We start from the raw sequence: 12,023 nt of genomic DNA, 5'->3' as shown, positions 1-12,023 counted from the left end.
GTCTGAAAAAGGGCGGGGAGTCTGAAAAAGGGCGGTTGGCTCAGGCGATCGCCCGCGCGGCCTCGCGGTAGAGCGTCGGCGGCACGCCGACATGGTCGCGGAAGAAGCGCGAGAAATTGCCCTGCGTGGTGAAGCCGAGATTGCAGGCGACCGAGATCAGCGGTTCCTGCGACCATTGCAGCTGCCGCACCGCTTCCTCCATGCGCAGCGTGTTCCAGTAGACATTGGGCGTCAGATTGGTCTGTTCCTTGAACAAAGCGAAGAAATGCGGTCGCGACAGGCCGACGCTGCGCGCCACGTCGTCGAAGCAGATGCGCTCGCAGACATTGGCTCTCATCAACTGGATTGCCTTGCGGACACGAAAATCCTGCATGGTGTTGATGCGGACACGGGCCTCCTGCGGCGCCGAGGCGTCGGCGGCGTCGAGCACGCTATCGATGAAACGCTCGATCTCGTAGTTGGCGATATCGTCGACGCTCTCATTGTCGCTGAGGTGGTCGAGCAGATTGGCGGCGGCCTGATGCAGCCACGGTTCCAGCGTGATCGCGGCTTGTGAAAACAGCGGCGCCGACGAAGGCAGGTCGCGGCGGCGCCGCGCCCAGTCGGGATCGATGTAGAAGGCGAGAAACAGACCGGGCGTCCCGTTTTGCGACAGAACATGGCTGTGCGGCTGGAAGGAGTTGATGCCGGCGGCCGTTCCAGGCCCAAGCCGGACGGTCTCGCGGCCGATGGTCATTTCGCCGGCCGTACCTTCCAGCCAGATGATGAGATGGGCCTCGACATGGGCATGGGTGACGAAGTCGCTTGCGACATTCAGGATAGAAACATGTCCGAACCGGCCCCAGTAGAGCCTGATCGCTTCCGTCATGGGTATATCCTCCCGCAGGCGACTGGCCTCCCTTCGCCTGCAGTGGGGATTGTGCGGCCGAGTTCGGGGCCGCGTCAAGACGCGCGCGGGCGGCGAGGGCGAATGACGGCCAGTGAGGCCGGATTTTCAGACTGAGCGATACGCACTGGAACGAATAGCGGTCGGGAGAATTGCCAACCTCAAACCGAAGCCGTCATGCCGCCATCGACATACAGCGTATGGCCGTTGACGAAGGACGAGGCGTCGGAGGCAAGGAACACCGCGGCGCCGATCAACTCGTCGACATTGCCCCAGCGCCCGGCCGGCGTGCGCTTTTCCAGCCAGGCGGAAAATTCGGGATTGTCGACCAGCGCCTGGTTCATCTCGGTACGGAAATAGCCGGGCGCGATCGCATTGATCTGCAGGCCGTGTTTGGCCCAATCGGCGCACATGCCCCTTGTCAGGTTGCGGATCGCGCCCTTGGTGGCGGTGTAGGGCGCGATGTTCGGCCTTGCCAGTTCGCTCTGCACCGAACCGACGTTGATGATCTTGCCCTTGCGGCGCGGGATCATGTGGCGGGCGACCGCCTTGGCTGCATGGAAGGCGCCCGACACATTGGTCTTGAACAGGCGCTCCCATTGCTCCTCGGGAAAGTCCTCGAGCGGGGCGCGGAATTGTATGCCGGCATTGTTGATGAGGACGTCGATGGCGCCGATCTCGGCCTCGATGCGGGCAATGTCCTCGTTGACCGCCTGAAAATCGGTGACGTCGAATACCGAGGCGTGCGCCTTGAAGCCGGCGTTGCGCAGCTTTTCGACGGCGCTGTCGATCCTGGCGGCGTCGCGGCCGTTCAGCACCACGCTTGCCCCATGTTCGGCCAGGCCCCGAGCCAGCGCGAAGCCGATGCCCTGGCCGGAGCCGGTCACCAGCGCCAGCCGGCCCTCGAGGCTGAACAGGGAGTTGGCCATCAAACCGTCTTTTGTTTGACCATGATCTCCGGACAAACGGTTCCGTTTGTCCGAGAAAACCGGTTTCCACTTTTCGGGATCATGGTTCTAGTCGCTGCGGCGGAAATTGCGGATGCGGTCGAACAGCACCGCCAGCAGGATGGCGCCGCCGATGAAGACGCCTTGCCAGAAGGCATTGATGCCGAGCAGGCCGAGACTGTTGCGGATCACCTCGATCAGGGCCGCGCCGACGATGGCGCCGAAGGCGGTGCCGACGCCGCCGGCCAGATTGGCGCCGCCGATGACGGTGGCGGCGATTACCTGCAGCTCCATGCCGGTGCCGAGATTGGTGGTGACGGCACCCAGCCAGCCGGTCTGGATGATGCCCGCAATGCCCGCCGACAGTGCCGAGATCATGTAGACGGCAACCTTGATCTGGCGCACCGGAACGCCGGTCAGCGTTGCCGCGTGCTCATTGCCGCCGATGGCGAAAATATGGCGGCCGAACTTGGTCCAGCGCAGGATGAAGCCGGTGATCAGCGCCAGAAGGATCATGTAAAGCACCGGGTTGGCGATGCCGAACACCCAGGCGCCGCCGCCCAATGACAGAAGCTTGGCATGGTCCGGCCCGAACTGGAAGACCACCGTGTTGTTGGAGGCGACCATGGCGAGGCTTCGGGCGATCGACAGCATGCCGAGCGTCACCACGAAGGGTGGAAAGCCGAGATAGGCGATCAGCACGCCGTTGAAGGCGCCAATGGCGAGCGCGGTGGCAATCGAGGCCAGGATGCCGACCTCGATCGAGTAGCCGGCATGCATGGTGACGGCCAGCACCATCGACGACAGGCACAGCACCGAGCCGACAGACAGGTCGATGCCGCCGGTGATGATGACGAAGGTCATGCCGAGCGCGATGATGGCGACGAAGGTGATGTTGCGGGTGATGTTGTAGAGGTTCTTCGAGGTGGCGAAAGCGTCGGTGGCAAACGACAGGAACACGCAGGCAAGGATGACCGCGATCACCACCCAGAAAGTCTGGCTGGCAAACAGTCTCGCGGCCAAGGATTGCTGCTTATGCTCGATCGGCTGGTCAATTGTCAGTGCCATCGTCGACCTTCATCTGCTGTGCGTGGTGGAATTCGCTTGAAATCAAACCTGTTCGATAGCGCCGGTGATCAGCCCCGTGACTTCCTCGGGCGAGCTCGACGCAATCGTCTTGTCGGCGACCTTGCGCCCGCGCCGCATGACGATGACGCGGTCGGCGACGGTGAACACGTCAGGCATGCGGTGGCTGATCAGAACGACGGCGATGCCCTGATCGCGCAAATGGCGGATAAGGTTCAGCACTTCGGCGACCTGGCGCACCGAGATCGCCGCCGTCGGTTCGTCCATCAGCACGATCTTGGCCTGCGACAGCATGGTGCGGGCAATCGCCACCGCCTGGCGCTGGCCGCCCGACATCTGCTTGACGAGGTCGCGCGGACGGGTCTCGGACTTCAATTCGGCGAAGAGCTGGCCGGCACGCTTGTACATCGAGGCATAGTCGAGGATCCGGAACGGCCCCACGCCCCGCCGCAACTCACGGCCGAGATAGACATTGGCGGCGGCAGTCAGATTGTTGCAGAGCGCAAGGTCCTGGTGGACGATCTCGATGCCGTGCTGGCGGGCTTCCGCCGGCTTGTGCAGGATCAATTCCTTGCCGTCCATGTGCATGGTGCCATGGCTCGGGCGGAAATTGCCAGCGATCATCTTGACCAGCGTCGACTTGCCGGCGCCGTTGTCGCCCATCAGGCCGACCACCTGTCCGGGCTCGATCGACAGCGAAACGTCGTTGACGGCCTGGATAGCGCCGAAATGCCTTGAGATGTTGGTGAGTTCGAGAACCGCCACCAGCCTTTGCCTCCCCGTGTTTTGCGACCTGCAGCTGTTACCGGCGTGGATGCCGACGCTGCTTTGGCCTCGCTCTCCCCGGCTCCTCCCGAAGACGGCGTTAGCGTTCTTTTACGCAAAAGCCGGCGCACGTCAATCAATTGTCGGACGAATTGGGCCAGGACTATTTTAAAAATCCGTTTTGTAGGACAAATAGCATTGACGTTGGCGCCAAGCCGATATTAGCTAAGCGTCGGAGGAGATTATGCCGATCCCCGCTGGCGGTTCGCCGGCCGGAATTGGCGGAGGTTTGACGGTCCAGGATCCGGCGGCACCTGTGTGTGAGCTGATCTGAAGCCGAATCTGGAAATGCTTATCGATCTGTCCTGGCGACACGAGCGCTCGCGAAACGACCCTCGGTCATCACGCATCCGGTCGATCTGTATGGCGGGCACGCCGTGTCCGTTTGTTTCAAGGGAGGACTGACATGAGGAAAACACTTTTGCTCGCCGCCGTCGCCGCCATGGCGTTGGGTGCCGGGCCGGCTTTGGCCAAGAAACAGCTCGTCATTGTCGTGAAAGGTCTCGACAATCCGTTCTTCGAGGCCATCCACCAGGGCTGCGAGAAATGGAACAAGGAAAACGCCAGCTCGGAATATGAATGCTTCTACACCGGTCCGGCGTCGACTTCGGACGAGGCCGGCGAGGCGCAGATCGTCCAGGACATGCTGAGCAAGGCCGACACGGTGGCGATGGCGATCTCGCCGTCCAACGCGCCGCTGATCGCGCAGACGATCAAGAGTGCCAATCCGTCGATCCCGATCATGACGGTCGACGCCGATCTCAGCAAGGAAGACGCAGGCCTTCGCAAGACCTATCTCGGTACCGACAATTACCTGATGGGCAAGAAGATCGGCGAGTACATCAAGAAGGGCAAGCCGAATGGTGGCACGATCTGCACCATCGAAGGCAACCCGGCAGCCGACAACATCCTGCGCCGTGCGCAAGGCATGCGTGACGCACTGTCGGGCAAGGAGGGCCTCGCCGCACTTGCCGGTGAAGGTGGCTGGACCGAAGTCGCCGGCTGCCCGGTGTTCACCAACGACGATGGCGCCAAGGGCGTGCAGGCGATGACCGACATCCTCGCCGCCAACCCCAAGCTGGACGCCTTCGGGATCATGGGCGGCTGGCCGCTGTTCGGCGCGCCGCAGCCCTATCGCGATCTGTTCGGACCGCTCAAGGACCGGATCGCCAGCAATGACTTCGTCATCGGCGCCGCCGACACGATCGGCGACGAGATTGCGATCGCTCGTGATGGCCTTGTAACGGCTCTGGTCGGCCAGCGGCCGTTCGAAATGGGCTACAAGGCACCGTCGGTGATGATCGACCTGATCGAGGGCAAGGCGGTCGCCGATCCGGTGTTCACCGGCCTCGACGAGTGCACCAAGGATACGGTCGACACCTGCATCCAGAAGTAGGTTCTCGATTTCGGGGCGCCCGGCTGCGGGCGCCCCGTCATTCCTGGACGGAAGCGATAATTCCCGAACGGACGCAATGGTTGGGGCAACCGGCTCCGGCTTTGCTGCGCCCGTGATCTGGATTTTTCGGCAACGAGATCGGCGCCCGTGCGGTTCGGACCAGTCCGGACGACAGACGGTCGACGCATTGGAACGTGGATGCCGGACGAGAAGTCAAGCAAGCGAACCGACCGGGCCAAGGCACAAGCCGGCCACGGCCCGGCTGTCATGCGCAAGGCCGGTGCCGCGCATTTTGCGGGAGCGAGCGTCCATGTCTCGCTGGCCGGCGAGATTGGCCTGCGGATCGTGCGTGGCGACTATCCGCCCGGCACCATCCTGCCCAACGAGTCCAGATGGGCCGAGATCTTCAATGTCAGCCGTTCGGCGGTGCGCGAAGCCATCAAGATGCTGATGGCGAAAAGCCTGTTGGCCTCACGCCCCAAGATCGGCAGCTGGGTCGAGCCGAAGGAGCGCTGGAACCTGCTCGACCGCGACGTGCTGGCCTGGTACGCGACGGCGCCCGACCGCGAGGCGTTCCTGCGAACCGTGCAGGAGTTTCGTCATATCATCGAGCCGGAAGCATCGGCCTTTGCCGCCATACGGCGCAGTGACGAGCAAATGGCGGAAATCAGCCAGGCCTGCCGCGAGATGGGCGAGGCCTTGAGCCTGCAGGAGCGTATCCGCGCCGATACGCGCTTTCATCTGGCCATCCTGCGCGCCTCCGGCAACGACCTCCTTGTGCCGCTCGGCGTGTTGATCGAGTCGGCGCTCGACCATCTCTTCGCATTCACGACACAGCAGGTGGCCGATCAGCGCCAGGCGCAGAAGCTGCATGAGGCAATCGAAAAGAACATCCGCCTGCAGCGCCCGGCCGCCGCGCGCAACGCCGTGCACAAGCTGCTTGCGGATACCGATGAAGGGATCGGGCGCTGGAGGCGGTGATCGGCGCCTGCGTTGGGCAATCGGTTAAATGGTCTGCTTCTTGCCATCCTTCATCGGCATCAGGTCGACGCCGTTCACCTTGCCGATATGCGTTGCCAGCATCGGTACGAATTGCTCGGCCGGGCCGGTTGCATGAGCACCGGCGAAGGCGTTCTTGGTGGCGTTGCCGAGCGGGTTGGCAATGCCGGCCGCACCCGCCATCGATTCCAGATAGGTCAGGTCCTTGAAGGCGTTGGCGATGGTGAATTTGTGCGCGTTGCGGTCACCTTCCAGCGTCCAGCGCATGAAGGTCTGGTAGAAGCCGCAATCCATACGGCCATTGCGGATGACGCTGTCGAAGCGCGGCGGCGAGATGCCGACCTTCTCAGCCAGTGCCAGTGCCTCGGAATAGATCGCGGCGTAGCCGAGCGAGATGAAATTGTTGAGCAGCTTCATGCGATGGCCATCGCCGGTGTCGCCGATATGGACGATGCGGCCGGCCCAGGTTTCGATTACCGGTTTCACCCTGGCAAAGAGGGCGTCCGGCGCGCCGACCATGGCGTCGAGTGTGCCTTCCCAGGCTTCCTTCGGCGTGCGGCTGAGCGGTGCGTCGACAAAGTCGATGCCGAGCGCCTTGAGCTCAGCGGCAAGCGCAATGGTCGAGACCGGGTCGGAGGTCGAGCAGTCGACGACGACGGAACCTTTCTTCAAACCCTCCTTGAGGCCGCCCGGGCCGCGAATGATGGCTTCGACCTCGCGCGAACCGGTGACGCAGATGAAGACGATTGTCGATGCCGCCGCCACATCGCGCGAGGTCGATGCTTCGGTGGCGCCGCGGCCAAGCAGGTCTTCCGCCGGCTTGCGGTTCTTGCGGCCGAGAAAGGTCAGGCTGTAGCCCTTGTCGACGATGTTCTTGGCGATCCCGTGGCCCATCAGGCCAAGCCCGATGAAGCCGATCTTTTCGCTCGCGGCAGTCGTGTTCATGTCTTCAAGTCCTGTTGCAATGATTGATGTCAGGCGCTGCCGTTTTGCAGGCGTGGGTGGTTGCGGATGGCGATATTGTCTGACAATACACATAAATTCCTGAGGATGTGGAGAGCAAAATGACGAAGCGGATCATGTTCACCGGCGGCAGCGGCAAGGCCGGACGCCATGTCGTCCAGTATCTGGTCGAGCAAGGCTGCCAGGTGCTCAACATCGACACCAGGCCGCTCGACAACCCCAAGGTGCGCACGCTGATCACCGACATCACCGACAGCGGGCAGGTGTTCAACGCACTGTCGAGCTATATGGGCCTGCATGAATTCGACCCCTCGCTGCGTCCGCAGCCGGTCGATGCGGTGGTGCATTTCGCCGCCATCCCGCGCATCATGATCACCACCGACAACGAGGTGTTCCGCATCAATGCGCTCGGCACCTACAATGTCATCGAGGCGGCAGTTAAGCTCGGTATCCGAAAGGTAATCATCGCCTCCAGCGAGACCACCTATGGGCTGGTCTTCGCCAACGAGCCGCGCGATCCAAAATATTTCCCGCTCGACGAGGAGTATGACGTCGATCCGATGGACAGCTATGCCTTGTCCAAGGTCGTCAACGAGAAGACGGCGCGGGCCTTCGCGCAGCGCAACGGCACCGACATTTATGCCCTGCGCATCGGCAACGTCATCGAGCCGCACGAATATTCGCTGTTTCCGAAATGGTTCGCCGATCCGGGTTTCCGCAAGCGCATCGCCTGGAGCTATGTCGACGCGCGCGACCTTGGCCAGATCACGCTGCGCGCCATAGAGAAGGACGGGCTCGGCTATCAGGTGTTCAACGCGGCCAATGACGACACCTCGTCCGACCTGCCGACAGCCGAACTCTTGAAGCGGTTCTACCCCGGCGTGCCGGTCAAGGCCGAACTCGGCGAATACGAGACGCTGCTCTCCAACCGCAAGGCGCGCGACGTGCTGGGCTTCCGCCCGGAGCATAGCTGGCGCAAATACGTCAAGCAGGCCTAGGCATGTCGACACTCAGGTGATGCCGGCCTGCGAATGACGGCTTTCTGCGCTTCCGGCCTTCGCCGGCCGAAGCACTTAAGAGTGGTCGTGGCAGTCAAGGCTACGGCCGGCGTAGGCCGGTGCTCACGTACCCAAAAGTACGCTGCGCTCCGGTTCTCGAAATCCATCATTCTCGGCTCGGCCTGACCTGAATATCGACATGCCAATCAAGCGGCGGATCGGGGCTGATCTGTGCACAGCGGGCAGCTTTGCGATGCAAGCCGCTTGCCGCGCTTGACAGCCTGCTCAATACGGACTTTCTGGACCCCATGCGGGACGCGAAGCCGAACAAGGAAGAATCGTTGGGGAAAGCGGCCTCCGGGGACCGTCCGGGCGGCGTTCGCCGGGCGGACGCCGCGCGTATTCCCGGCTCCAGCGTCCACGCCTCGCTGGCCAGTGAAATCGGCCTCAGGATCGTGCGCGGCGATTATCCGCCTGGCACCATCCTGCCCAATGAAGCGAAATGGTCGGAGACCTTCAGCGTCAGCCGCTCGGCGGTGCGCGAAGCGATCAAGATGCTGATGGCCAAGAGCCTTTTGGCCTCACGTCCCAAGATCGGCAGCTGGGTCGAGCCGAAGGAACGCTGGAACCTGCTCGATCGCGATGTGCTGGCCTGGTACGCGACGTCGCCGGACCGCGAAGTGTTCCTCAAGACGGTGCAGGAATTCCGCCATATCATCGAGCCGGAAGCGACCGCGTTCGCCGCGATGCGAAGAACCGACGAGCAGATGGCCGAGATCAGCCTGGCCTGCCGTGAGATGGGCGCGGCGACGAGCCTGCAGGAGCGGACCCGCGCCGACACGCGCTTCCATCTCGCCATCCTGCGGGCTTCGGGCAACGACCTGCTGGTGCCGCTCGGCGTACTGATCGAATCCGCCTTCGATCATCTCTTTGCCTATACGACACGGGAGATCGACGATCTCAACCACGCGCAGAAGCTGCACGAGGCGATCGAGAAGAACATCCGCCTGCAGCGCCCCGACGCGGCGCGCAATGCTGTGCGCAAACTGCTCGCCAACACAGACGGCGTCATCCGCGCCCGGTAGGGCCGGACCGGCCGCTAATCATCCTTGTCACGTCCGAAGGCGCTGCGCAGCTCGCCCTTGGCGTCCTCAAGCACTTTTTTGCGCGCGGCAGGCAAGTTCTTGCCGGCGCGGTTGATGTAAAAATTCAGCATCGACATGGCGGATTGAAAAGGCTCGGCCTTGCGCCTGTGGCTGTGTTCGGCGGATCGTTTCAGCGAGGCGGCGATCTTCCTGGCGTCGTCGGATTCGAAGACGTGATCCTCAAGATCCATTGCGTTGCTGTGCTCGGTCACCTCGGCCGACCATTTTTTCCTGGTGGCGGTCATCGCAGGACTCCTTTGCGGGGTGGTTGCCGGGAAACTCCGCACATCGGCATCGGTTCCGCCCTGGCTCTGGAGCCACGGATTTGCCCGCTGTGGCGCTGCTGCGGCCTGAGAATGCGCCGATAGTGGCGCAAACGGCAGCCGATCTCCGAGACCGCCGACAGGAAACGCCTTGACCCGAACCGACAGCCTCCAGCCCGGCCCCGGCATCGACAGCTCCTATGCCTGGATGCGGCTTGCCATCTCGATGCTGCTGGCGACGATCGGCGCCGTGGGCATGTGGGCTGTCGTCGTCGTGCTGCCCGCCGTGCAGGCCGAGTTCGGCGTCGACCGCGCCGCGGCGTCCATGCCTTACACGGCGACCATGGTCGGTTTCGCCGCCGGCAACGTGCTGGTCGGCCGCGCCATCGACCGGATGGGTTACTGGATCCCGGCGCTGATCTCTTCGATTACGCTTTCCGCGGGCCTGCTGCTCGCGGCGCTGTCGACCTCGATCCTGCAATTCACGCTTGCCCAGGGGGTGCTGATCGGCATCGGCACGTCGGTGATCTTCGGGCCGCTGATCGCCGATATCTCGCACTGGTTCAACCGCCGTCGCGGTGTTGCGGTCACGGCGGCGGCGGCCGGCAATTACCTTGCCGGGGCGTTGTGGCCGACCATCATGCCGACGCTGATGAAGGCGGAGGGCTGGCGCTTCACCTATGCGGCAATCGGCATCTTCTGCCTGGTGACAATGGTGCCGCTGGTGCTGATGCTGCGGCGCGGTGCCCCGGAGGCGGCCGTCGCGGGTTCGCCCGGAAGCCGGTCGGTGCAGCCGATCTCGCTGTCGCCGGCGGCCTTGCAGGTGCTGCTGGTCGTCGCCGGGCTCGGCTGCTGCGTGGCGATGTCGATGCCGCAAGTGCATATCGTCGCCTATTGCATGGACCTTGGCTACGGCGTCGCACATGGCGCCGACATGCTGTCGATCATGATGGCGGGCGGCGTCGTCAGCCGGCTGGCGTCCGGCTTCCTCGCCGACCGTATCGGCGCCGTGTGGACATTGATGATCGGCTCGGTCCTGCAGTGCCTGTCGCTGCTGTTCTACATCCCGTTCGACGGGCTTGCCTCGCTCTATGTGGTGTCACTGGTGTTCGGCCTGTCGCAGGGCGGCATCGTGCCTTGCTACGCGATCATCGTGCGCGATTACATGCCGGCCAGAGAGGCCGGCCAGCGTATCGGCATCGTCATGATGGCGACCATCTTCGGCATGGCGATCGGCGGCTGGATGTCGGGCTGGATCTACGATTTGACCGGCTCTTATGCGGCTGCGTTCCTGAACGGCATTGCCTGGAATATCTTGAATATACTGGCTATCGTTCTGTTATTGTGGCGGTCGCGGCGATCATTGACGGTTGCAGCTTAAGCCTTATTCCGGGCGCACAAAATGCATCTCGATCTTCACGGTAAGCCCATTCTTCTAACAATAGCGGTGTGGGCCTGCACCGCGGGATGCCTCGCAGGCGCCGCCGCAATTTTCTATTCGATTATCCTGGTGCTCGGCAGAACCGGGGCGCTTGTAGACACTACTGAGGAAAGATCACTTGGTTGGAGCGAGCGAGCCGGCCGCAGGAATAGCCGTTTCAACAGATTTCTTGTTGCTGACGAATTCCGATCGCTTCGCAAGCTCCTGTTTGGAGCATGGGCCGGATTTTTAGTCTCGTTTGGTCTTCTTTCTCTGCTGATTTTTCTCTTTGGGGAGCGGACATTGACCTAGCGTCGAGAAGGAAGCGCGCGGATAAATATCCCACTTTGACAACATATGACGGCTGCGGGCGCGATGGCTTCCGATCTGTATCTTGCGAGGACTCGATTTTGACCAAGCTGCGCACGCGCCGGGGCGGCGGCCGCCCGACCATCGCGGATGTCGCGCGCAAGGCCGGCGTCGGCGCCATCACCGTGTCGCGCGCCCTGCGCGAGCCGGAGCGTGTGTCCGAAGAGCTGCGCCGCCAGATCCAGGCCGCCGTCGACGAACTGGGCTACGTGCCGGACCCGAATGCCCGGGCGCTGGCCTCGGCGCGCGCCGAGGTGTTCGGCGTGCTGGTGCCGTCGCTTACCAACAACGTCTTCGCCGAGGTGGTGCGCGGCATCTATGACAGCCTGTCGGCCAGCCCGTTCCGCATCCAGCTTGGCAACACCCACTATTCCGGCCTCGAGGAAGAGCGGCTGCTGCAGCTGTTCGGTTCGCAACGGCCAGCGGCGCTGATCGTCGCCGGCATCGATCAGACGCCGGCTTCGCGAAAGCTGCTGGAAAGTGCCGGCTGCCCTGTGGTGCAGGTGATGGAAACCGGTCCCGATCCGGTCGACATGATGGTCGGCTTCTCGCATCTCGATGGCGGGAGGGCGGCGACCGAGCATCTGATCGAGGCCGGCTATCGCCGCATCGGCTTCATCGGCGCGCGCATGGATCCGCGTTCGCAGCGGCGCCTTGCCGGCTATCGCGCGGCGATGGAGGCCGCGGGCCTGTTCGACCCGCGCCTCGTCACCACCACGCCGGTGC

At 63.0% G+C, this 12,023-nt stretch carries 13 protein-coding genes; 7 read left to right on the top strand and 6 right to left on the bottom strand.

What is annotated here, in order from left to right; genetic code table 11:
* Positions 1–40: 40 nt before the first annotated feature.
* From EN949_RS26585 to EN949_RS26570, 4 genes are all read right to left on the bottom strand, one after another.
* Positions 41–868: an AraC family transcriptional regulator gene (locus EN949_RS26585; RefSeq protein WP_024501541.1), complete on the bottom strand. Its 828-nt coding sequence runs from the start codon at positions 866–868 to the stop codon at positions 41–43.
* A 179-nt stretch (positions 869–1,047) separates the two neighbouring features.
* Complete coding sequence (locus EN949_RS26580) at positions 1,048–1,815, bottom strand: SDR family oxidoreductase (RefSeq protein WP_013530852.1); 768 nt, start codon at positions 1,813–1,815, stop codon at positions 1,048–1,050.
* 87 nt (positions 1,816–1,902) lie between these two features.
* On the bottom strand, positions 1,903–2,901 hold the full coding sequence (locus EN949_RS26575; RefSeq protein WP_013530853.1) for an ABC transporter permease: 999 nt from the start codon (positions 2,899–2,901) through the stop codon (positions 1,903–1,905).
* 42 nt (positions 2,902–2,943) lie between these two features.
* Complete coding sequence (locus EN949_RS26570; RefSeq protein ID WP_013530854.1) at positions 2,944–3,684, bottom strand: ATP-binding cassette domain-containing protein; 741 nt, start codon at positions 3,682–3,684, stop codon at positions 2,944–2,946.
* Positions 3,685–4,150: 466 nt separating this feature from the next.
* On the opposite strand from EN949_RS26570, the gene EN949_RS26565 reads away from it, so the two are divergent.
* Both EN949_RS26565 and EN949_RS26560 read left to right on the top strand, forming a co-directional pair.
* Positions 4,151–5,140: a sugar-binding protein gene (locus EN949_RS26565; RefSeq protein ID WP_013530855.1), complete on the top strand. Its 990-nt coding sequence runs from the start codon at positions 4,151–4,153 to the stop codon at positions 5,138–5,140.
* A gap of 198 nt (positions 5,141–5,338) precedes the next feature.
* On the top strand, positions 5,339–6,121 hold the full coding sequence (locus EN949_RS26560) for a FadR/GntR family transcriptional regulator (protein ID WP_024501539.1): 783 nt from the start codon (positions 5,339–5,341) through the stop codon (positions 6,119–6,121).
* A gap of 24 nt (positions 6,122–6,145) precedes the next feature.
* Here EN949_RS26560 and EN949_RS26555 read toward each other — a convergent pair whose 3' ends face one another.
* The gene (locus EN949_RS26555) at positions 6,146–7,084 is read right to left on the bottom strand and encodes an NAD(P)-dependent oxidoreductase (RefSeq protein ID WP_127366139.1); all 939 of its coding nucleotides are present in this window, start codon (positions 7,082–7,084) and stop codon (positions 6,146–6,148) included.
* A 119-nt stretch (positions 7,085–7,203) separates the two neighbouring features.
* On the opposite strand from EN949_RS26555, the gene EN949_RS26550 reads away from it, so the two are divergent.
* Complete coding sequence (locus tag EN949_RS26550; RefSeq protein ID WP_013530858.1) at positions 7,204–8,100, top strand: NAD(P)-dependent oxidoreductase; 897 nt, start codon at positions 7,204–7,206, stop codon at positions 8,098–8,100.
* Positions 8,101–8,408: 308 nt separating this feature from the next.
* On the top strand, positions 8,409–9,185 hold the full coding sequence (locus tag EN949_RS26545; RefSeq protein WP_127366138.1) for a FadR/GntR family transcriptional regulator: 777 nt from the start codon (positions 8,409–8,411) through the stop codon (positions 9,183–9,185).
* Between the two features lie 14 nt (positions 9,186–9,199).
* On the opposite strand, the gene EN949_RS26540 is transcribed toward EN949_RS26545, so the two are convergent.
* Entirely contained in the window at positions 9,200–9,490 is a 291-nt protein-coding gene (locus EN949_RS26540) for a DUF3175 domain-containing protein (RefSeq protein WP_027160693.1), read from the bottom strand.
* Positions 9,491–9,659: 169 nt separating this feature from the next.
* On the opposite strand from EN949_RS26540, the gene EN949_RS26535 reads away from it, so the two are divergent.
* From EN949_RS26535 to EN949_RS26525, 3 genes are all read left to right on the top strand, one after another.
* The gene (locus EN949_RS26535; RefSeq protein WP_127366137.1) at positions 9,660–10,889 is read left to right on the top strand and encodes an MFS transporter; all 1,230 of its coding nucleotides are present in this window, start codon (positions 9,660–9,662) and stop codon (positions 10,887–10,889) included.
* Positions 10,890–10,910: 21 nt separating this feature from the next.
* On the top strand, positions 10,911–11,240 hold the full coding sequence (locus EN949_RS26530; protein ID WP_032898595.1) for a hypothetical protein: 330 nt from the start codon (positions 10,911–10,913) through the stop codon (positions 11,238–11,240).
* Between the two features lie 98 nt (positions 11,241–11,338).
* Positions 11,339–12,023: LacI family DNA-binding transcriptional regulator (locus EN949_RS26525; RefSeq protein ID WP_164782550.1), on the top strand; the 685-nt coding region annotated here is incomplete at its 3' end.

The organism is Mesorhizobium sp. M7A.F.Ca.US.007.01.2.1, from assembly GCF_003998165.1.
GTDB lineage: Bacteria > Pseudomonadota > Alphaproteobacteria > Rhizobiales > Rhizobiaceae > Mesorhizobium > Mesorhizobium ciceri.
The sequence above is the reverse complement of the archived record's forward strand: the minus strand, read 5'-3'. Positions and strand labels throughout refer to the sequence as shown.